General features: G+C 62.1%; 18 protein-coding genes. 5 read left to right on the top strand and 13 right to left on the bottom strand.

What is annotated here, in order from left to right; genetic code table 11:
* The 9 genes from DevBK_RS17075 to DevBK_RS17115 form a co-directional block, all read right to left on the bottom strand.
* Window positions 1–762 (bottom strand): ABC transporter ATP-binding protein, encoded by a 762-nt coding sequence (locus tag DevBK_RS17075; RefSeq protein WP_317186305.1) that lies wholly within the window; start codon window positions 760–762, stop codon window positions 1–3.
* Window positions 759–1,799, bottom strand: coding sequence for a FecCD family ABC transporter permease (locus tag DevBK_RS17080; RefSeq protein WP_410494092.1), 1,041 nt, complete (start codon window positions 1,797–1,799; stop codon window positions 759–761). Before DevBK_RS17080 ends, DevBK_RS17075 begins: the two co-directional genes overlap by 4 nt.
* Entirely contained in the window at window positions 1,796–2,824 is a 1,029-nt protein-coding gene (locus DevBK_RS17085) for an ABC transporter substrate-binding protein (protein ID WP_062629930.1), read from the bottom strand. The genes DevBK_RS17080 and DevBK_RS17085 overlap by 4 nt, the downstream gene beginning before the upstream one ends.
* Window positions 2,825–2,990: 166 nt before the next feature.
* Window positions 2,991–4,076 carry a sn-glycerol-3-phosphate ABC transporter ATP-binding protein UgpC gene (locus tag DevBK_RS17090; RefSeq protein WP_317186306.1) on the bottom strand — a complete coding sequence of 362 codons (1,086 nt, stop codon included), beginning with the start codon at window positions 4,074–4,076 and terminating at the stop codon, window positions 2,991–2,993.
* 13 nt (window positions 4,077–4,089) lie between these two features.
* A complete protein-coding gene (locus DevBK_RS17095) occupies window positions 4,090–4,914 on the bottom strand; it encodes a carbohydrate ABC transporter permease (RefSeq protein ID WP_317186307.1) in 825 nt (274 codons plus the stop codon).
* Window positions 4,911–5,846 (bottom strand): sugar ABC transporter permease, encoded by a 936-nt coding sequence (locus DevBK_RS17100; protein WP_317186308.1) that lies wholly within the window; start codon window positions 5,844–5,846, stop codon window positions 4,911–4,913. Before DevBK_RS17100 ends, DevBK_RS17095 begins: the two co-directional genes overlap by 4 nt.
* Before the next feature lie 172 nt (window positions 5,847–6,018).
* Window positions 6,019–7,320 carry an ABC transporter substrate-binding protein gene (locus tag DevBK_RS17105; protein WP_200913607.1) on the bottom strand — a complete coding sequence of 434 codons (1,302 nt, stop codon included), beginning with the start codon at window positions 7,318–7,320 and terminating at the stop codon, window positions 6,019–6,021.
* Window positions 7,321–7,428: 108 nt separating this feature from the next.
* Window positions 7,429–8,586, bottom strand: coding sequence for a serine hydrolase domain-containing protein (locus DevBK_RS17110; RefSeq protein WP_317186309.1), 1,158 nt, complete (start codon window positions 8,584–8,586; stop codon window positions 7,429–7,431).
* Window positions 8,583–9,539 (bottom strand): hypothetical protein, encoded by a 957-nt coding sequence (locus DevBK_RS17115; RefSeq protein ID WP_317186310.1) that lies wholly within the window; start codon window positions 9,537–9,539, stop codon window positions 8,583–8,585. Before DevBK_RS17115 ends, DevBK_RS17110 begins: the two co-directional genes overlap by 4 nt.
* A 120-nt stretch (window positions 9,540–9,659) precedes the next feature.
* Here DevBK_RS17115 and DevBK_RS17120 point away from each other — a divergent pair, with 120 nt between their 5' ends.
* Complete coding sequence (locus DevBK_RS17120) at window positions 9,660–10,673, top strand: LacI family DNA-binding transcriptional regulator (protein ID WP_317186311.1); 1,014 nt, start codon at window positions 9,660–9,662, stop codon at window positions 10,671–10,673.
* 10 nt (window positions 10,674–10,683) lie between these two features.
* On the opposite strand, the gene DevBK_RS17125 is transcribed toward DevBK_RS17120, so the two are convergent.
* On the bottom strand, window positions 10,684–11,310 hold the full coding sequence (locus DevBK_RS17125) for an arylesterase (RefSeq protein WP_317186312.1): 627 nt from the start codon (window positions 11,308–11,310) through the stop codon (window positions 10,684–10,686).
* A 66-nt stretch (window positions 11,311–11,376) separates the two neighbouring features.
* On the opposite strand from DevBK_RS17125, the gene DevBK_RS17130 reads away from it, so the two are divergent.
* From DevBK_RS17130 to DevBK_RS17145, 4 genes are all read left to right on the top strand, one after another.
* On the top strand, window positions 11,377–12,081 hold the full coding sequence (locus DevBK_RS17130) for an ABC transporter ATP-binding protein (RefSeq protein ID WP_317186313.1): 705 nt from the start codon (window positions 11,377–11,379) through the stop codon (window positions 12,079–12,081).
* Window positions 12,078–14,621 carry an ABC transporter permease gene (locus tag DevBK_RS17135; protein WP_317186314.1) on the top strand — a complete coding sequence of 848 codons (2,544 nt, stop codon included), beginning with the start codon at window positions 12,078–12,080 and terminating at the stop codon, window positions 14,619–14,621. Before DevBK_RS17130 ends, DevBK_RS17135 begins: the two co-directional genes overlap by 4 nt.
* A 63-nt stretch (window positions 14,622–14,684) precedes the next feature.
* Entirely contained in the window at window positions 14,685–15,182 is a 498-nt protein-coding gene (locus tag DevBK_RS17140) for a DUF427 domain-containing protein (RefSeq protein WP_062629922.1), read from the top strand.
* 139 nt (window positions 15,183–15,321) lie between these two features.
* The gene (locus DevBK_RS17145; protein ID WP_317186315.1) at window positions 15,322–18,447 is read left to right on the top strand and encodes an autotransporter domain-containing protein; all 3,126 of its coding nucleotides are present in this window, start codon (window positions 15,322–15,324) and stop codon (window positions 18,445–18,447) included.
* Between the two features lie 12 nt (window positions 18,448–18,459).
* Here DevBK_RS17145 and DevBK_RS17150 read toward each other — a convergent pair whose 3' ends face one another.
* Genes DevBK_RS17150 through DevBK_RS17160 form a run of 3 tightly spaced genes read right to left on the bottom strand, consistent with a single transcriptional unit; the run spans window position 18,460 to window position 20,823 of the window.
* Window positions 18,460–19,710, bottom strand: a complete 1,251-nt coding sequence (locus DevBK_RS17150; RefSeq protein WP_061909252.1) for an FtsX-like permease family protein — start codon at window positions 19,708–19,710, stop codon at window positions 18,460–18,462.
* Complete coding sequence (locus DevBK_RS17155) at window positions 19,707–20,375, bottom strand: ABC transporter ATP-binding protein (protein WP_061909247.1); 669 nt, start codon at window positions 20,373–20,375, stop codon at window positions 19,707–19,709. Before DevBK_RS17155 ends, DevBK_RS17150 begins: the two co-directional genes overlap by 4 nt.
* A 7-nt stretch (window positions 20,376–20,382) precedes the next feature.
* Window positions 20,383–20,823, bottom strand: a complete 441-nt coding sequence (locus DevBK_RS17160; RefSeq protein ID WP_317186316.1) for a hypothetical protein — start codon at window positions 20,821–20,823, stop codon at window positions 20,383–20,385.
* Between the last annotated feature and the right edge of the window lie 53 nt (window positions 20,824–20,876).

Below are 20,876 nucleotides of genomic sequence, written 5' to 3' on the forward strand. Positions count from 1 at the left end.
CTAGCGCATGTAGTGAATGTGCGGCTTGCCATGGTGAGGAGACCGCTCGACAATTGCCTCGACGCGGAAAACGGTGTGGAGCAAGTCCGCCGTCAAGATATCTGCCGGAGCGCCGTGAGCCACGACTTTTCCTCTGTCGAGTACGACGAGGTCGTCACAGAACATCGCTGCATGGTTGAGGTCGTGGATCGCGATGATCGATGTCAGCGATATATCTGAAATCAGACGCAAGAGCTCGATCTGGTGCTGAATATCGAGGTGATTGGTCGGCTCATCGAGTAGCAATTCGCTGGGCGACTGGGCAAGAGCGCGGGCAATATGCACCCGCTGCCGCTCGCCCCCGGAGAGGCTTTGCCAATATTGGCCTTGCCGTTCCAACATGCCGACGCGGGCCAAGGCGCTGTCGACAATGTCGTCATCGGCCTTGGTCCAGCCGCCGAGAGGCGGATGATGCGGAATGCGGCCAAGCTTGACCACTTCGCGCACCCTTACATTGGATTCGGTATTGGCATGCTGTTCCACAAGGGCAACTCGCCGCGCGACGGCATTGCGCTTGATGTGGCTGATGTCTTTGCCATCAAGTGTGATCGTTCCCGAGTGAGCTTTTCGGAGGCCCGCTAGGAGACGCAGAAGCGATGATTTTCCGGAGCCGTTCGGTCCAAGCAGGCCCAATATCTTACCCGGCTGAGCCTTGAGCGAGACATTGTCGACGATGACCTTCGCCCCAATTTTCCATGTGAGATTTTTGGCTTCGATCGTCATTGGCTGCGCTGCGATCGGTAGAGAATGACAGAGAAGAATGGGACGCCGACGAGCGCCGTGACGACGCCAATCGGCAGGACTTGTTGTGGTAGGATGACTCGCGAAACGATGTCGGCCAGCACCATAAAGATGGCGCCGGTGACAAGACAAGTTGGCAGCAGCCGCATGTGCGATGGCCCGACGATGAACCGCGCTGCGTGCGGAACAACGAGGCCGACAAATCCTATTGAGCCGACCATCGAAACGATGGTGGCCGTGAGCAGTGCTGTCACGGCGAACAGCACGACGCGGACGGTATCGACCGGTATGCCCAGCGATGCCGCAGCATCGTCGCCGAAGGCGAAGGCATCGAGTGCCTTGGCAAAATAGATGCAGACGAGAAAGCCGACAATGACGACGGTCAGCGCAAGATAAAACTCGGGCCAGCGGACGCCGCCAAAGCTGCCCAGCAGCCAAAACATGACGTCGCGGGCTTGTTGGGCATTGCCCGACGTGCTGACGACATAAGAGGTGAGGGCGTTGAACAACTGGCTTGCCGCAACGCCTGCAAGGATCGTCTTACCTGCACCGGCCCGAGCGCCGTCGGACAAAAGAGCGACGAAAATAAAGGCCGCAAAAGCGCCGACGAATGCACCTGCGGATAGGGTGAGAACGCCAGATCCGAAGCCGAGGATCATGATGGCAACGGCGCCGGTTGAGGCGCCGGCGGAGACGCCCAGCACGTAAGGTTCGGCCAAGGCATTGCGCAGCAGCGATTGGAGGATCGCGCCGCAAAGAGCCAATCCTGCACCACAGCAGGCGGCGACAAGCGCCCGGCTCAGCCGGTAATCCCAAATGACGCTTTGGTGGATCGGATCAAGATCGGCCGCGGTCCAACCGAACTTGTTCGTCACGGCGAGAAAGGTCGTGTCGAGCGGGATCGGCATTTCGCCAATACCTGTCCCTGCCGCAATCGCAAGGAGCAGCAAGGCGGTTGAAAGCAGAAGGAACAGGCCGAGACCGGCTTGTTCCCCAAAATTGCGCTTCGGTGTCGTCACTTGAAGAGGCCAAGCGCTTCCAGTTGTGCCGCGACCTGCTCAGCACCGTAAATGGTGCGAATGGTCGGGTTCATGGCCTGCGCATCCATCTTGACCAAGCGGTTTTGCTTGACCGCTTCGAGCTGGCTGATGGCGGGATCGGCTTTGAGGAAGGCGATCTTGTTGTCGGCCTTATCGAGTTCCCAGCCGCGGGTCAGAGCGACTTCGCCGACGACGATGACATCGGGATTGGCCGCCATAATGCCTTCCCAGCTTACGGTGGGCCATTCGACTTCGGTCTGGATGACATTGTGGCCGCCGAGGAGATCGGCGATGAAGCCGGACGAGCCGTTCTTACCGCCGAGATAGGCATCTGCTTCGGGGGAGGGGCTCGAGAACCAGAAGGCGTAGGATAAGTCGGTCGCTTCGTCCGAAACGCGGGCGCGAAGGGCGGCTTCGCGGGCCTTGAAATCGGCGATTAGTTCCTGGCCGCGGTCGGCGACGTTAAAGATCTGTGAGAGCTCGTCAATTTCCTGGTAGAGCAGGTCCATGCTCCAGAGCTCGGCACGGGCGCCATGAACGTCGCCGCTGTCGTGGTTGGCGACGCAAAGGCCCGGGGATAGATAGCTGTTGATGCCGAGATTGGCGAAGTCTTCGCGCTTGGCGACCTTGCTTTCTGGGCCGAGGAGATGGGCGAGCTGTGCGGCGACGAAGTCGGGGCGCTCGGCGAGGATCGATTCAAGGGTCGGGATTTCCTGCGACAAGCGCTTGACCTTCGCATTGGCCTCGGCGAGCTCGGGCAGGACTTCGGACGGCCAGAAGGCGGTGCCGACCATGGAGTCGGCGACCCCGAGGAGAAGCAAAATTTCAGCGCTGTTTTGGCCCAGGGTCACGGCGCGTTCCGGCGCCTTTTCAAACGTCAATTCGACACCGCAATTGTCGATCGTCAGCGGATAGACGGTCGAGGCCGCATGGGCGGGGGTGAGCGACATGACAACAGGGAGGATCACGCCGCAGACGGCGCCGATCGACTTCACTGAAAACATTGAGAAAAACTCGAGGCAGGAATGGAAGGAAGCGATTGGATCGCCGAGGTGACCTATCCGCGAATGCTGTCAAAAACAAGAGTGCAATAGTCAACAAATCAAAAGCCCCCCAATTTTTGGGGAGCTTCACTCGTGCCCTAGGTCCCGAATGCAGACCCGGGGATAACTATGCGGACCCGAGAAGCGAAAGGCCGTTTTTGTCGAAGAGAATGGCCTTTGCCGGGTCCGCGGCGAGGGAGAGATTTTGGCCGACTTCAAGCGGTTGGTCGCCGTCAAGAACGGCGAGCCAGGGGGCTCCGGAGGCAAGTTCGAGGTTGACGATGGTCTCGTTGCCGAGGCGCTCGACGAGGCTCACCCGACCGAGAATGGCACCTGCGTCATGCGGCTGAAGATCGTGCGGACGGATGCCTAACGTTAACAACGCGTTAACGTTGACGCCTGTTACGCGCGCAGGAACGCGCAAACGCGCGACATCCTTGCTCGAGACGACGAGCGCGTCGGATTCGACGGCGTCGACCGTGACTTCGACGAAGTTCATTTTCGGCGAACCGATGAAGCCGGCGACGAAAAGATTGGCGGGTCGCTGATAGAGTTCGATGGGCGAGCCGACCTGCTGGACGACGCCTGCATCGAGAACGACGATCTTGTCGGCAAGGGTCATGGCCTCGACCTGATCGTGGGTGACATAGATCATGGTCGAGCCGAGCGTCGCGTGCAGCTTGGCGATCTCCATGCGGGTATCGACGCGAAGCGCAGCGTCGAGATTGGAGAGCGGCTCGTCGAAAAGGAAGACTTCGGGTTGGCGCACGATGGCGCGGCCGATTGCAACGCGCTGGCGCTGGCCGCCGGAGAGTTGGCCCGGCTTGCGATCGAGCAGGTGCTCCATTTTGAGGATGCGCGCAGCTTCGCGGATTTTCTGGTCGCGGATGACTTTGGGGGTCTTCGCGAGTTTGAGACCGAAGCCGACATTGTCGTAGACGGTCATGTGCGGATAGAGCGCGTAGGACTGGAAGACCATGGCGATCGAGCGGTCGCGCGGCTCGACATCGTTGCAGAGTTGGTCGCCGATATAGAGTTCGCCGCCAGTGATATCCTCGAGGCCGGCAATCATGCGGAGCAAGGTCGACTTGCCGCAGCCAGATGGGCCGACGAAGACGACGAATTCGCCATCTTCGATGGTGAGATCGACGCCTTTGATGACATCGACCTTGCCATAGGATTTGTGCAGGGCGCTTAGGGTCAGTCCGGCCATGATGAAACTCCGATCAGCCCTTTACCGCGCCCTGCATGAGGGCGGCGACGAACTGGCGCTGGAAAATGAGGAAGAGAACGACGGTGGGTGTGAGGATCAGCAATGATCCGGCACAGAGCAGCGGAATGTCGGTGCCCCATTGGCCCTGGAAGGCGCCGAGGGCGCCGGCCATGGTGCGCTGCATGGGATCCTGAACGAGGACGACGGGCAGGAGGAACTGGTTCCAGGTCCAGAGGAAGAGGAGAATGGTAAGCGACATGATGGCGGGGCGCGCCAGTGGCACCTGCACGTGCCAGAACTCGGTCCAGCGGGTGGCGCCGTCAATCTGCGCGGCTTCGCCGAGATCCTGCGGCACGTTGAGGAAGTGGGCGCGCATCCAATAGACGCCGAAGGGCATGTAGAGCCCGATGAGCGGAAGGATGATGGCAAAGCGCGTGTTGAGGAGCCCCATCGCCCGCACTTCATAATAAAGCGGGGTGATGACGGCTTCGAAGGGCAGCGTCAGGCCGAAGACGAAGACGAGGTAAAGCCACTTGTATTTGTCGGAAGTGAGCTTGGCGAGGCCATAGCCGCCCATGGTGGCGACCAGCACCGAAATCGGGACAACGCCAAGAACGATCAGCATGCTGGAAAACAGCAGCTGATCCATTTTGGCGACCTCGAAGGCGCGCGCAAAATTGCTCCATTGCGGATCGGTGGGCCATTGGAGGCCATTGGGGTAGGAGCCCTGCGGGGCAAGCGCTGCCGAGAGCATGCTGAGGAAGGGCAGCAGCGTGATCACCATCAGAAGGACGATGAGGCCGCGGGCGATGAGCGTATTGGCGGAAGAGGATTTCATTTTTTGTCCCGCGTAAACCATTGGACGGGAGCAATCGAGAGCAGGACCAGAACCATCAGGACTATAGCAAGCGCTGAGGCGAGGCCGACCTGACGATGGGCAAAAGCCAGCCGATAGATTTCAAGGCCGGGAACGGTGGTGGTGATGCCGGGGCCGCCCTGGGTCGAGATATAGACGATGTCGAAACTGGCGAGCGCAGCGATGACGGTGACCGTGATGCAGACGCCGATTTCCTGGCGGAGGCCGGGCAGGGTGATGTAGCGGAATTCATGCCAGGGGCGGGCGCCATCGAGACGCGCGGCTTCGTAAAGGCTGGCGTCGATCTTGGTAATGCCAGTGACGAGCAGCATGGTGCAAAGGCCGAGGAGCACCCAGGCGCCGATGACGCCGACGGCGGGCAGCGCCCAGACGAAGTCGCCCAGCCAGCCCTTGACCCAGCTCGAAAGCCCGACGGATTTGAGCGCCTGATTGATGAGGCCGGTCGAGGCAAACATCCAGCTCCAGGCAATGCCGGCGGCGACGAGTGGAATGACCTGCGGCAGGAAAAGGATGGTGCGGGTCGCCATGCCGAAACGGCCATTCATCTGGCCGCGAATGGCCGAGGCGACGGCGAGCCCCAAGCCAACAGGAATGACGGTGAAATACAGCACCAATTGGAAGGCATTGCCGATGATCTGAAGGAGATCGGGGTCGGTCAGGACGGTGATGTAATTGGTGAGACCGTGGAAACGGGCTTGGCCGATGCCGTCCCAGCGGAGGAAGGAATAATAAAGGCTCATGCAGAGGGGCACGAGCACGAAGGCTGCATAGGCAAGGAAGGCAGGAGCGATGAACAGCACCGCGGTGAGCCACGTCTTGCGGCTGCGCCGCGAGGCGGGGAGACGTTTTTGTTCTGATCTTGCGTCCGGAACGGACGATGTTGTTTCAGGCATGGGTCATTCCGGTCGCTTGTGCAGCGGAGAGTTGGAGCCGTCTGTCTCGACTGTTACCCCGGCGAAGGCAGGGCCCATCTCAAATTCAGAGGGTGGGTCCGGCCTGCGCCAGGGTGACAGTGCGGCGGGAGAGCGGCCTGTGGCGGGCCGCGCTCCCTGGGGTTGAGAGTGATTAGCGGGACAGTTGGGTTTCGTATTCGTCCTGCACGGCTTCGAGGAGACCCTGAGGGGTCTGCTGGCCGCCGACCATCTTTTGCAGTTCCGGCGTCCAGCCGGCAGCGAAGATGGCACCGGTGGCGTTGGCGATGAAGTCCATGGCGCCATTGTCCTGAGCCAAGGTCGCGCCAGCCGAGAGAGACTGCTCGGTCACCGAGCCGGGCTCGACGGCGGGAATGGCCATATCGGCGGGGCCGCCCGGATTGGAGCCACCCACGGCGACGTTGATCTTGCGCGCTTCTTCATTGGTTGCGACCCAATCGAGGAAGAAGGCCGCGCAATCGGCATGGGCCGCCTTGGCGCCGATGCCATAGCTCAGCGGAGCGGACATGGAGGCATGGCGACCGCCTTCTTCGGCGCTCGGCATGATGAAGAAGCCGAACTTGTCCTTGGCATTGGTATCGAGATTGCCCGATTCCCAATCGCCATTGAACATGAAGAGGCCTTCGCCGCCGATGAAGCGGCTCATCATCTGGAAATATTCGATGGCATTGGCATCGGTTGGGAAATAGCCCGCCTTGATCCAGCCATCGAGATGTTCGGCTGCTTTGAGCGCATCAGGGGTATTGATGGTGGCGCCATCCTTCTGGAAGATCCAGTCGTTAATCGGCTCCGGCGGACCATAGGCGCCCATCAGGTTTTGCAGCGGGAAGGCGAGGCCGGCTGTGCCCTTGTTCCACTGCATGATCGGCTGAATGCCGGCTTCCTTGGCCTTGGCCAGAAGCGCATCGAGCTCGGCAACGGTCTTTGGCGGCTCGGTCATGCCGATCTGTTCGGCGAGGGCCTTGTTGTAGAAGACGCCGGTCATAGAATAATTGAGACCCATGCCAAAGAGCGAACCGGTGCCGCGCGGGCGGCCGCCTTCTTCGACACGCAACTGCACCAACTGGCCTTCGGGGAACTTGTCCCAGCCAAACTCGGTGAAATAGGTATCGAGATTGAGGAGGAGATTGTTTGCGACGAGATCGGTCAGCGAGGGCAGACGGATCAGATCCGGCGCATTGTCTTCGGACAGAATGCGCGGCGAATTCTCCATCATATTGGCGAACTGATCTTCCTTGATGTCGAAGGTGACATTGGGGAATTGCTTGGTGAATTCTTCGCTGAGACGCGTCGGCAGGGGGAAGCCGGTCTCAAAATAGGCATTGAGCACGACCGGGTCCGGCCCGCAGCTTGGGGCGGCCATTGCGGTGCCGGCCATGGCGGCGACCGAGAGCGTTACGAGTGTGCGAATGGCGTGGCGATTTTGGTTTTTCACGACTTGCCTCCTCCAGGTGTAGTCTACAGAATTCGATGTCTGCTAAATGGATTTAGCGCATGAGCCATCGGCGCTGTCAATATGGCGCCAGTGCTCCTTGCGCGGTGATTAGACCGAGGCGCGGAGGGCCGAGATGATCTCGGTTGCGCGCTGGTCTTCCGGCCCCATCATCCAATTGGTGACGAAGCCGAAACCGATCCGGCGCCGGGGATCGGCAAAGCCGACCTGTCCACCTGCGCCATCATGCCCGAAACACTGGTCGTCGAGATAGCGCCGAGCTGGGGAATCGAGCTGGAAGCCATAGCCCCAGCGCGAATATGGCGGCTCGCCACCAAAGACTGATGCGCCTTCGCTCTGGACCTTGGTCGCTTCGGCAATGACGGGGGGCTCAAGAAGCTTGATGCCGCGTGTGGGGACGACCGTTGCCGACCAGATGGTGGCGAGGGCTTCGGCGGAGGCAATGCCGCCCGCGCCGGGAATTTCGGCGGCGCGAATGCGCTGCGTGTTAAAGCCGCCATTGTCCGAGACGAGATCGGCCGGCAAGGCATTGCCTAGGGTCATGGCCTTATAGGGCCAATTGGGCGCGGGTTTGCTGGCTTCATCGGCCCAGAGCGCCGAAAGCGGCGGGCTGACCTGGAGATGCGCCACGCGATCGGCTTGGGCTGAGGGGAGGCCGATCCAGGCATCGACGCCGAGCGGGTTGGCGATGAGGCTCGAGATATACTGTCCGACCGACATTCCGGTGATGCGGCGGATGATTTCGCCTGCGACCCAGCCATGGGTCAGCGCGTGATAGGCATAGCCGGTGCCGAGGGGCCAGAGCGGCTCCTGCGCTGCAAGGGCCGCCGTGACCCGCTCCCAATCGACGATATCGTCTTCGCTGAGATCGGCGCGTGGCGCGGAGAGACCAGCCTGGTGGGCCAAAGCTTGGCCCACTGTAACAGCGGCTTTGCCGGCTGCGGCGAATTCGGGCCAGTATTGGCTGACCGGGGCAGCGTAATCGAGCCGGCCTTCCTGAACGAGACGCGCCGCCAGGATCGAGACGAGGCCCTTGGTGCAGGAGAAGACCACCGAGGGGGTATATTGGCCCCAGAGCCTGCCGGTGCGCGCATCGGCGACGCCACCCCAGAGATCGACGACGGTATGCCCATCGCGCACGATGTGAAGGGCCGCACCCATTGCCGGACGACCCTCGAAGGCTTTGGCGAAGGCTTCGGCGACGGCTTCATAGCCGCGCTCGGCTGAACCCAAGATTGTCGCGCTCATTGGGCGGGCTCCACGGTGAGATAGCCATCGGGGCCGGTGGTGACTGGAATGGGATCGGAAATGCCGCCGTTGAAAGCGCCTTCGGTCGTTACATTGTTGAAAGCGAGGAGGACGGGGGCGCCGGTTCTGTCAAAGGCAATGCGGCCGGCATAGAGCGTTTCATCGACGAGGCGACGGGCTTTGCTGAAATCGACCGGGCCAGGGAAGGCGTCGAGCGGCTGAGACCAGACGCCGCCGACTTGCCCGGTGCGAGGGCCGACGAGCTTGGCGCTATCGCAGCAGAAGATCACATGCTGGCGCCCATCGACCGCGACGATCTGGAACACTTCGAGATGCGCAAAGCCGGAGCCGGGTTCGCTGAGGGCGGGCCGAACCGACCAATCGCGTAGATTAGTCGATGTGGCGTGGGCCATGACGCCGCGATCGGGCTCGGTGCCGTGCTTGCTGCGGGCGGTGACCAGCATGTGCCAGAGATTTTGGGTGGCGTCCTTGAACACCCAAGGGTCGCGCCAGGCTTCTTCGGGCCAGGACGAGGTGCCGAGGGTTTCGTAAAGCGCGGGATCGGCGACGCAGATCGGGCCGGGCTGTTTGGTCCAGGTGAAGAGGTCCTCGGAGGTCGCGAGGCCGACGGTTTCGATATTGGCGACGCTGTCGGAGGAGAGGAAGCGGGAGCCGGTGTAGAACATGTGCCATAGACCGCTGTCGCGGACGACGCTGCCGGTCCAGGTGGCGCTGCCATCGAAACTGCCCGGTGTGCTGGCATCGAAGGCGAGGCCGTGATCGGTCCAGGTGCGAAGATCGTTCGAGGTCGCGTGGCCGATGCGGGCATTGCGATGGCGCAAATCGGGATTACCGAGCGATTTTGGCGCGTGGAGATAGAAGAGGTGGTAGAGCTCGCCGTCATCGGCCAGCCAGAAATCCCAAACCCAGTGATCTGCTCGGTTGAAACTCATCCACGCCCCCTGCTAAAACCATTTAGCAAATGCAATGCCTCGTGCTGGTTGTCAAGCGGCGGCGGCATGGCTATCCAAACATGAACAAGGCGGGTGTATGCCGCCGGGCGAGGGGCTGGGTTGGAAAAGAAACGCGTTACACTGGCCGATGTCGCTCGCCTTGCGGGCATGTCGACGACCGCCGCCTCGATGATCCTGACCGGCCGGCCGGATACGCGCCTCTCTGCCGAGGCGCATGCCAAGGTGCATGCGGCGGCGGCGAGCCTCGGCTATCGGCCCAACGTAGCGGCGCGGGCGCTGAGGACCGACAAATCGCACTCGATCGCCTTTATCTCGGACTATGTGGCGACGACGCGTTTTGCGAGCGGCTTGATCCGTGGTGCGCTGGCGGCGGCGGAAGAGGCCAAGCATGTGATGCTGGTGCTCGAAACCGGGGGCGAGCCGGCGCGGGAAATCCAGGCGGTGGAGACGGCGCTCGATCGGCAGGTCGATGGACTGATCTTTGCGGCGATGCGGGCGCGAGAGGTATTCGTACCTGACCTGACGATCAATGTCCCGACGGTCATGCTCAATGGCACGAGCGCGCGGTTTCCAACCTCGGTGCTGCCCGATGAATATCGCGGCGGCCAGACAGCGGTGCGGCTGCTGCGCGAGGCGGGGATCACGGATGGCATCGTACTCTTGGGGCACAATGCCGAGGTGGAGACGGAGCTTTTTCGGTCCGAAACCATTGCGCGGCGCTTTGCCGGCATACGCGAGGCGATGCGCGACGCGGGCATGGCGTTTTCAAGCGAACTCAGTTGCTGGAACTGGGAGCCGGGCAATGGCTACGAGCTGACGCGGAAGCTTTTGAAGACGAAGAAGCCGCGGGCGCTGCTTTGCCTTAATGACAGGTTGGCCTTTGGCGCCTATCAGGCCATGGCGGAGGCAGGGCTGCGGGTGCCCGAGGATATCGCCGTCGTGTCCTTCGACAATGACGAATTGGCGTCTTATCTGCGGCCGGGGCTGACGACGGTTGGCCTGCCGCATGAGGAAATGGGGCGTGTCGCCATTGAACTGCTCCTCGGCGACAAGCCCGAACCAACGCTGGTGCCCATGCCGGTGATCGAGCGGGGCTCGTTGCCCCGCCCTTAGGAGGCAGCGCTTACGAGGCGAGGAAAGCCTTGATCGTGGGCAGGATGGCTTGGACGATGATGCTGACGCCTTGGGCGTTGGGATGCATGCCGTCGGCCTGGTTGAGGGCGGCATTGGTGGCGACGCCTTCGAGGAAGAAGGGATAATAGGCGGTGTTGAATTCTGCGGCGAGGTCGGGGAACACCGCGTCATAGGCTTTGACATAATCGGCGCCGAGACTTGGGCTGGCGCGCATGCCGGCGAGGAGGACGGGAATGTTCTCGTCCTTGAAGCGCTGAAGGATCGCGGTCAGATTTTGGCGCATGGCGTCCACGGGCAGGCCCTGAAGCATATCGTTGGCGCCGAGTTCGAGGACGACAGCGTCGGGCCGATCGCCAAGCGACCAATCGAGCCGCGCGAGGCCATCGGCCGAAGTATCGCCGGAAACGCTGGCATTGACGATTGCGACATCAGGCCCAAGCGCTTGCTGCAATTGACCGGCGAAACTGTTCTCAGCCGAAAGGCCAAGACCAGCCATCAGGCTGTCGCCATAAAGCATCAAAGTGCGCTCGGCAGCACGCGCAGGCACCAGCGTCAGGCCAATCAAAGCGAAGGCCAATGCGGCATGCCGGATGGTGTCACGAACAATTTTTCTCATCGCTGATGTTCTTTCCGTCGGGACTACATACTTCTAATCGAAAGATTTCCTGAGAAAGTGCCGCTGATGAGCAGCCCCGTCGTCGCGACTGCCGCCATGAACCTGCAGCTCCAATCGGGCAAGACGCCACTCCACATTCTCAAGGATATCGAATTCTCCATCGCGCCGGGGGAGGTGGTGGCGGTGGTCGGGCCATCGGGCAGCGGCAAGACTTCGCTGCTCATGGTACTGGGCGGGCTGGAACAGGCAACAAACGGTCGCGTGAGTGTCGCGGGAACTGAGATCACGGGCCTCAGCGAAGATGACCTCGCAATCTTTCGCCGCCAGCATCTTGGCATCCTCTTTCAGAATTTTCATCTCATTCCCTCGATGACGGCGCTCGAAAACGTCGCGCTGTCGCTCGAAATCGGGGAGACGGGGCAAACCTATTCTCAGATTATGGCTGCGGCCAGAGAGGCGCTGATTGCGGTGGGTCTGGGCGATCGGCTCGATCATCGTCCGAGCGCCTTGTCGGGCGGCGAGCAGCAGCGCGTCGGTCTCGCTCGTGCCATCGTCAACAAGCCCAAACTCCTCTTGGCCGACGAACCCACGGGGAATCTCGACCAGGACACCGGGGCCAGGGTCATCGAACTGATGTTCGCGCTGGCGCGAGACAATGGCACGGCCGTGTTCCTGATAACGCATGATCCGGCGCTGGCGCGGCGGGCTGACCGCGTGCTCTCGATGAACCACGGGCGGTTGACGGACCTGACAGAGGACGTGCCTGCATGAGCCGATATCTGGGCTGGATGCGCATCGGTGTTCTCGATCTGCGCGGGGACGTCAGGCGGTTCATCATTCTTCTTGCGTGCCTCGCGCTCGGGGTCGGGGCCATTGCGGCCGTGTCTTCGGTCGGTGCTGCCTTGCAGGCGGCGGTGCAGCGCGATGCGCGCGTCATCCTTGGAGGTGATATCGAGGTTCGCGAGCGCGGCAACGATATCACGCCGGAGCAGAGAAAAGCTGTCGAGGCGCTGGGCCAGACCGCACGCGTCGTCGATATCAATGCACGCGCCAGCGCCAATGAGGCCAGCACGCTCCTCAGCCTCCGGGCTGTCAGCGACAATTACCCACTTTTGGGAACGGTGACGGTGGCGCCCGAGAGTGCGCAACCGCTCGGCGCCTTGCTTGCCGTTCAAGAGGGTTTGCCGGGTGCGGTGGTCGATCAAGGCGTGCTCGACCGACTGGGTGTGGCAGTCGGCGACACGATCCGGATTGGCGACGCGGATTTTGGCGTCCGCGGGACGCTGGTCGCTTTGCCCGATCAGGCGGCGCAGGGGTTTCAACTGGGTTTGCCGGCCGTCATTCTCGACAGCGCGTTGGCTGAGGCGGGATTGCAGCAACAGGGTGTTCTCAGCCGCTTCAGCTATAAGGTTCTGCTGGCAGACGACGATGCGGCTGCGGCCATAAAGGGTCTTGAGACGGCTTTTCCCGAGGCGGGTTGGAATTTGCGGCAACCGGAGGACGCAGCCGCAAATCTCAAACGCTTCTTCGATCTTTTTGCGCGTTTCCTTACTCTCGTCGGTCTTTCGTCCCTGCTCGTGGGCGGCGTTGGCGTCTCCAATGCGATTTCGGCCTATATCACCGAGAGGCGCAGTTCGATCGCGACGCTGCGCAGCCTTGGCGCGACCAGCGCGCGGGTGCTGGTGCATTTCCTGACCCAGGTCATGGTCTTGTCGCTTGCCGGTGTGGTTCTGGGGCTGATGCTGGGCGCGGCGACGAGCCTTCTGGCCCTGCCGGTTCTGTCCGGCATGCTCGGCCTTGATCTCGCGCCCAGTCTTGATGCCCGATCGCTGCTGACTGCCGCTGGTTTTGGTATGCTGATCGGCTTTGCCTTTGCCCTGCTGCCGCTTCGCGGCGCGCAAAAGCTCAAGCCGGCAAGTCTCTTTCGCGCCTCAGATGGCGGCGAGACCCGGCTTGGATGGCGCGACCTCGCCGATTGGCGCACGGCGCTGCCGCTGCTTGGCGCGATGATTGCCATTGTGGGGCTAGCGGTCTTTACCACCGGCTCGCCATGGCTGGTGCTGTGGTATGCGTTTGGGGCGATCATCGCCTTTGCCCTGTTGCGCGCGGCCGCTTGGCTCTTGCAGGTCGTGTTGCGTCTGCTGCCACCCTTGCCCAACACCACACTGCGCCAAGCCTTCAAGGCTATTCACCGATCCGGCTCGGTCGCGCCGGTAGTGGTGCTGTCGCTGGGCCTTGGGCTGGCGCTCTTGTTGATGATCACGCTGCTCGACCAGAACCTCCGCAGCCAGATCGACGGCGCGGTAGCCGAGGATGCGCCGGCTTTCGTGCTGCTCGATATGCCCAAAGACCAAGTGCCGCTGGTCGAAACCTTTGCCAAGGCTGATCCCGGGATCAAGACGCTGGCGACCATCCCCATGCTGCGCGGAACCATCGAGACCATCAAGGACACCGCGGCAAAGGATATCGGTCCCGTGCCCGACGACATTGCCGATATGTTCGAAGGCGATACGGCCTTGAGCTGGGCCCGCAGCCTGCCGCAGGGATCGACGGTGGTCGATGGGACGTGGTGGCCGGACGATTATTCTGGGCCGCCGCTCGTTTCGCTCAGTACCGAATTGCGCGCGCCCCTTGGTCTTGCGGTGGGCGACAGCATAGGTATCGTCGTCGCGGGGCGGCCGATCGCGGTGACCGTGGCCAATTTCCGCGAGATCGATTGGCGCGAGGGCGGGCTCAATTTCCGTCTGCTGTTTTCGCCCGGTGTGATCGAAAATGCGCCCCAGACAGTCATGGGCAGTATCGATGTGTTGGACGGCGCGGCGCCAGAGGTCGAGAGCCGGCTGAGCAAGGCGTTTCCAACGCTGAATTTCTTGCCGGTGGGGGATGCTCTCGAGCGGATCGAAGCGATCCTTTCAAGCCTTGCCAATGCCGTGGCGCTGGTCGGTAGTCTTGCCGTCGTGTCCGGGGTTCTTGTCCTTGCCGGCGCCATGGCCGTCGGTCGCAAGCAGCGGGAGGCGGATGCCGTGGTCATGAAGGTGCTGGGGGCGCCGCGCCGCAAGGTTATTGTGGCCTTTGTCGTCGAATATGGCGTGTTAGGCGCTCTGGCAGCGGCGATGGGTGCCGGACTTGGGGTTGCTGCGACCTGGGCCATCCTGACCTTCGTCATGGACATTCCGTTCGCACCCAATCTGACAACCATCGCCATTGTGGTCGCAGGGGCCGTCGTGACGACGATTGCGACCGGTGTGCTGACCACGTGGTCGGCCATGTCCGTCAGGCCGGCGCGCCAGCTCCGTGCCGATATCGGATGAGCCCAGCATGCCGATCCAGAGTTCGGGATCAGACGTAGAGACACTGATCTTTGAGGTGAGCCAATGAACATTCCCGATCCAATCGAGCCACAAGTAGGGCAGGAAAGTGTTTGGGACTATCCGCGTCCGCCGCGCCTCGAACGTGTCGAGAAGCGGATCGAGATCGATTTTGCCGGGATGCGTATTGTTGACGCCCCGCGCTGTTTCCGGGTCCTCGAAACCAGCCATCCGCCGGTCTACTATATCGCGCCTGAATTCATCAGGCCGGATGCGCTCAGGCAGGCTCACGGCACGAGCGTTTGCGAATGGAAGGGCCGCGCGGACTATTTCGATGTCGTGGCCAATGGCAGAACCGCTCAGCGCGCCGCATGGCGCTATCCCTCTCCGACGGCCTCATTCAGCGCCATTGCCGGGTTCTTCGCTTTTTATGCGGGGCCAATGGATCGTTGCACGGTGGGCGGCGTGATAGCTTCGCCGCAGCCGGGCGGATTTTATGGCGGCTGGGTGACGCCCGATGTGGTTGGCCCATTCAAGGGCGAGCCTGGATCGATGGGCTGGTGAACCGACAGCGCCGGACGCTATTGGCGCACGGCGCTTGGTTATCGAAACCTTTAAAAAAGGACTTTGTAAACTATTCGCCCGCATAGGTGGGTGATAGCCTTGCGCCATGAGCGTAGGGCTCCGCAGATGTATTGGCAGCATGGCCAGATTACGTAGACATCGCGAGGACTACCCCACACGCCGCGTTTTCGGATGGTCGGCGGCGCTCCTCTGTGGCACGGCGCCCCTTCTCGCGCAGCCGGCTTTTGCCCAGAGCGCGGCGCCCTTTCAGATGCTGTCGAGCGATTTGCAGAAATATGCCAATGGCGCCCCTGTGCCGGGCCCGTTTCAGGTCAACGCCACCGATGTGCAGGCCGCAACCAATTTTTCTTCCGGAGCGACGGCGAGCGGCACGCTGACGCAGAACACCGGCGAGACGGTGATTTTTACCGGCACGGGTTCTGCGGGCAACGCCGTTGTCATCAACAATGATGGCGGCGCGACGCGGTTTTACGACAACAGCACCGCGGCCAGCGCCAACATCACCAATAATGGCACGCTGCAGTTTTCCAATACCGCGAGCGGGGGCCAAGCGCAGATCGTCACCAATGGCGGGGCTGTCACGGTCTTAACCGACACTGCGGTGGCGGGGGCGGCGGGCGCGACGCTCACCAATAATGGCACGACCATTTTCCTCGATCAGTCGGGGACGGGCGGGAGCGCAGTCGTCAACAATCAAACCGGCGAGCTGCATCTGGCCGGGAACAGCACCATCGGCGGCGCATTCGACAATAGTGGGCTCGTGGTTGCCGGCGGCGCGGCCAATCTCGGCACGGGCCTGGTCGTCAACAATGCCACCGGCAATATGCTGCTGCGCGAAACGGCGAGCGCGGGGAGCGCGACGCTGGCCAATAGCGGCACGCTGGTCTTTACAGGCAACAGCACCGCCAACGCGGCAACCATCAACAACAACCAGACCGGTATTGCCGCTTTCCTTGGCGCCTCCAATGCGGGAACTGGCAGCCAGTTGACCAATGATGGCCGGCTCTATTTCGGCGAGAATGCGAGCGCGGGCCAGTCGATCATCAGGACCCAGGCGGGCGGGCAGACGATCTTTTACGGATCGGCATCGGGCGGGACAGCAGCGCTGCGGGTTGCCAATGGCGGGGTGCTCGATATCTCGCTGCTCGATACCGCCGGCCTATCGATCGGGGCGCTGACGAGCGATGTGGGCAGTGTCGTGGCCTTGGGCAGCAAGACGCTCACCGTGGGCAGCACGAACCAGCAGCCCATGGTGGTTTCGGGCCTGCAAGATGGCGGCCTTGGCGGCGGCACCGGGGGATCGCTGACCAAGGTCGGCACGAGCGAATTGGAGCTCACCGGGACGAACAGCTATGCCGGCTTGACCCGTGTCGAATCCGGACGTTTGAAGGCGGCTTCGGCGGGCGCCTTTGCACCCTTGTCTGGGGTCGTGCTGGCGGCCGGTTCAGAGCTCGATATCGGCGCCTGGGACCAGACCATCGGCTCGCTGGCCGGGGCGGGGTCGGTGATCCTGGGCAATGTGCCGAACCGGCTGACGATCGGGACGAACAATCAATCGACCGAGTTCTCCGGCGATTTTCAGGCCGATGGCGGGATTATCAAGGTCGGCACGGGCACGCTGACGCTGAGTGGCACCAGCACCAATACCGGCGACAGCCGAGTGGAGGCGGGTACGCTGCGGGTGAATGGCAGTTTTGCGCAATCGCCGCTGACGGTTGCCGGAGGAACGCTCGCCGGGTCGGGCGCGGTGGGCGATACCCATGTTTTGGCGGGCGGCACGATCAATCCGGGGAGCGGCAGCAATCTCACCATTGCCTCGGATTTGTTGCTCGATGCGGGCGCGGTCTATCGGGTCGATATTACCGGCACGGGGAGCGACAGTCTCACCGTTGGCAATACTGCCACGATTGGCGGGGCGACACTGGCGCTCGGTGATTTCACCACCCCCGATCCGACCGGCAGCTATGTCATCCTGAGCGCGGCCACTATTACCGGGTCGTTTGTCTTTGATCCCTATGACTATGCGTTCCTGCTTCCCGAACTCAATCAGGGGGCGACAGCGATCACCTTGACCATTGCGCGCAATGGGCTGCGGTTTTCCAATATCGCCTTGACCCCGAACCAGCGAGCTGCGGCGACGGCGCTTGAAGGGTTTGCTCCGGCCGATCCCGTATTTGGTGCGCTGCTGACGGCCAATGCTACGGATGCGCGGCGTTTTTATGAGCTGGCGGCGGGAGAGGCGCATGCGGTGGCCTCGACGGTGTCGCAGCGGTCTTTTGGGCTCTTTGCCGATAGCCTCAAGCCCAGCCGGCGCGCATCCCTAAACGGTATCGTCGAGCATCGGTCAGCGGGAACGGCCGTTGGGACGGCGCTCGATGTTGGTGTCGATACGCCGACAGTGACGCAAACCGGCTGGGTCGCGCCGCTTGGCGGCATCGGCACAATTGCCAACGATGGCAATGGCGGGGCGGTAAACTGGACCAGCGGCGGATTGGCGGCAGGCTATGAAATCGCCAGCGAAACGGGCAATGGCCATACGGTCGTCGGGTTTGGTCTCGGCACGATTGCGACCAGCGCAACGATTGACCAGCGTCTCTCGTCAATCGCCGGGCAGGGCTATTACGCAGGACTTTATGGCCAGTGGCGGGAAGGGCCGGTTTGGCTCGATGGGCAGCTGGCCTATGGCGCCAACCATATCGAGACATCGCGCAGCCTTGAAATCGGCGGCCTAACGCGCACGGCAACTGCCGACTATTGGACCCAGGCGCTCGGCGCGGGGCTCGAAGCGCGCTATGAGTTCGAGTTGGCGCATAATCTCTTTGTCGGGCCGGTGGCTTCCCTCGATGTGGGTTGGACCGGGCATGGCGGAGCGTCGGAAACCGGGGCGGGAACGCTCAACCAGACCATTGCACCATCCGATCAATGGAAGGTGGATGCCGGGATAGGCGTTGCAGCGCGATACGATATGCCGCTCGACAATGGGGCCAATCTCTCCGTGGTCGGGAAGGCCCTTTGGCAGCATTCGTTCGTCGATGGCGCGAATGCGCAAACGGTCTCGCTTGCAGGCGGCGGCGGGCCGTTCGTCGTGACGGGTGCAAGTCCTGGCCAGGATCGCCTGCGGCTCGTCGCCGGGGTGGAATATCAGCCAAGCCCCGATGTGATCGTCTCGCTCGACTATGCTGCCACGCTGGGCGGCTCCGAAATGAGCCACGCCGCCCGCCTCGCGCTGCGGGTCAAGTTTTAGACGCTAGTCGGCTTAACGCAGGGCGTCCACGACTGGACGGCGGTAGATAATCAGTGCGGGGACTGCGGCCAATACCAAGCCGAGCCCAACCAAGGCGCCAACCAGTGACAGTTCGCGCGTGCCGATTTCGGCGCGCATGGCGACGCCGGTCGATTGCGCGAGGAGATCGGAGACAATCGCCGCTCCGCCCCAGCCGAGGACGAGACCGGCCAGAGCGCCGGTGATGACGATGGCGGCGACGTAGACCCAGACGGTTGTGAAAATGAAGAGTGGTGAGGCGCCGAGGGCACGCAGCACGGCAAAGCGTTGCCGCTGCAGGTCGAGAATGGCCACCACGCCAGCGAGGATTGCGGCAACGACCAGCGCCTGCGCGGCAAGGGTCAAGGCGCTCATAATGGCCGTCGCGTCGCCAAGGAGCGCATAGAGACCTACAAGGACTTCAGCGGGAAAGAAGGCCGTCGACTGCGGCGTGCGATAGGCAGCACGAAGGCCGTAAGCGGCGGAAACGTCTTTTGGTTTTACGACGACCGCCGGTACGCCTGGTAGCGTATCGGAATCGAAGGGCGCGCCGATATGGGTGTCATCGGGCAAATGTCCGGTGCCGAGGCCGTGGGCTGCCCAATTATATTCGATGGGGACGACGATGGCGCGATCCCACGGCGTGCCGGTCGGCTGCATGCGTCCGACGATGGTCAGGTGGGGATGATCGCCATCGCCGCCGGGAATGGCCTCACCATGTTCGATTGCGTCGGCGGCCGCGTCCGCATCTGTGCCGGTTGCGCCGCCGTGGCCATGGGACACTTCTAGTTCTTCGCCCATCGTGTGGGGCGATAGGGCGCCGATGACGGCTTCATCGCGTTTTTCGAACAAGCGGCCTTCGGCAAGACCACCCGAAAGGTGGTCGACGAAGGGTGCGACGGTCCCGACCACTGGATCACCCTCGATGGCATCGCCAAAACCGATTGGAGCGACAAAGTCCGCTTCGGGCTCATCGAGGAGCAATCGCGTAATGGCAGGATCGAGCAGTTCGACCGCGCTAGGGTCTAGGTAGACCGTCGAAAACAGCACGTCATTGTGGCTCCCAGGCGCGGCCACGATGAGATCGAACTTATCCGCCGCGCGCGCACTGCCAGCCCGCAGGGCACGTTCCTGCGCTGAAATGGCGATGCCAAGCGCTACGGCCAACGCCACGATGATCAGGAACAAGATGCCCGTGAAGCTGTTGCGCCGCAATGAGGCCCAGGCGATTGGAAATGGGTTCATGACGCCGTTTCCCTTTTGCCGTGATCGAGCATGATAATCTGATCGGCCAGTGCCCTGATCGCCGGGTCGTGCGTCGCCACCACGACGGTACGCCGCTCTTCGTGGGCAAGGCGCTGCAGCACCGCAGCGACGGTTTCGCCTGCCACTGCGTCGAGACTTGCCGTCGGTTCATCGGCAAAAATCACGCTGGGGTTGCCGATCAGGGCGCGGGCGATGGCAACGCGCTGCTGCTGACCCCGGGAGAGTTTTGCAACGCTTGCGCGCTCGGTGGGCACGTCGAGCTGGTGCAACAAGTCTAACGCGCGTTCTTTCTTTGACGCGGCGGATAAACCGTCGAGCCATATCCGCACCAGCACATTGTCGAGCGGGCTCATTTCTTCGATCAGATGAAAATTCTGGAAGATGAATCCCGCTTGTTTCCGGCGCCAGCGATCGCGTTGGCTTTCGCCGAGCTTGGCAAGATCGGTTTCGGCCCATGCTATGGTGCCGGCATCGGGCCGGAGCAGGCCGGACAGCAAGTAGAGTAGGGTCGACTTGCCGGAGCCCGAGGCGCCCGAAAGCACGGTCAGCGTGCCTGGCGCGACTGCAAGGCTCGGCAAATCGATGACATTGGCGCCAGCGAAGGCAAGGAGTAGGCCGGAAACGGCCAAGGGCAGTCCCGGCATGGGCAACTCAGAGAATGGTGTAGCTGGTGTCGAGCAGGCGAACCTTGCTGACAAAGCCCGTCGGCCCATCGGTCTCGATGCCCGTGTCAAATGTTCCCTCGACGCGGATAAGGTTGGAAAACCGCGTGAACTTCATATCGCCCGCAAAATAGGTGAGGACGATGTCGTTCGGCCAATCCGTCGCGTCATCGCAGAAGGGGCAGGTGGCCATGGGCGTCTTGGTAAGAACGAAGAAGTTGATCTCGGGTTTTAAGGGCGGCGCCATATAGCCGGTCATGACGATGCGCAGACCTTGGAGCGCCACGGCCTGATCCGAAAGATCCTTGCCGCGCGAATACATATCGCGGAAGCGCAGGGAAGGCAGATCGGCGAAGGCGGGTGTGATTGCGCCGAAGGTGCCAGCCAGCGCCGCCGTGGCGGAGAGGCCAAGAAAGGAGCGTCTGTGCATGGGAATTGTCCTTCCGCGTCGCAGAGTGAGAAATCTCAGGATAGGCCCCGGCC

The sequence above is a fragment of the Devosia sp. BK genome (assembly GCF_032907385.1).
Classification (GTDB): domain Bacteria; phylum Pseudomonadota; class Alphaproteobacteria; order Rhizobiales; family Devosiaceae; genus Devosia.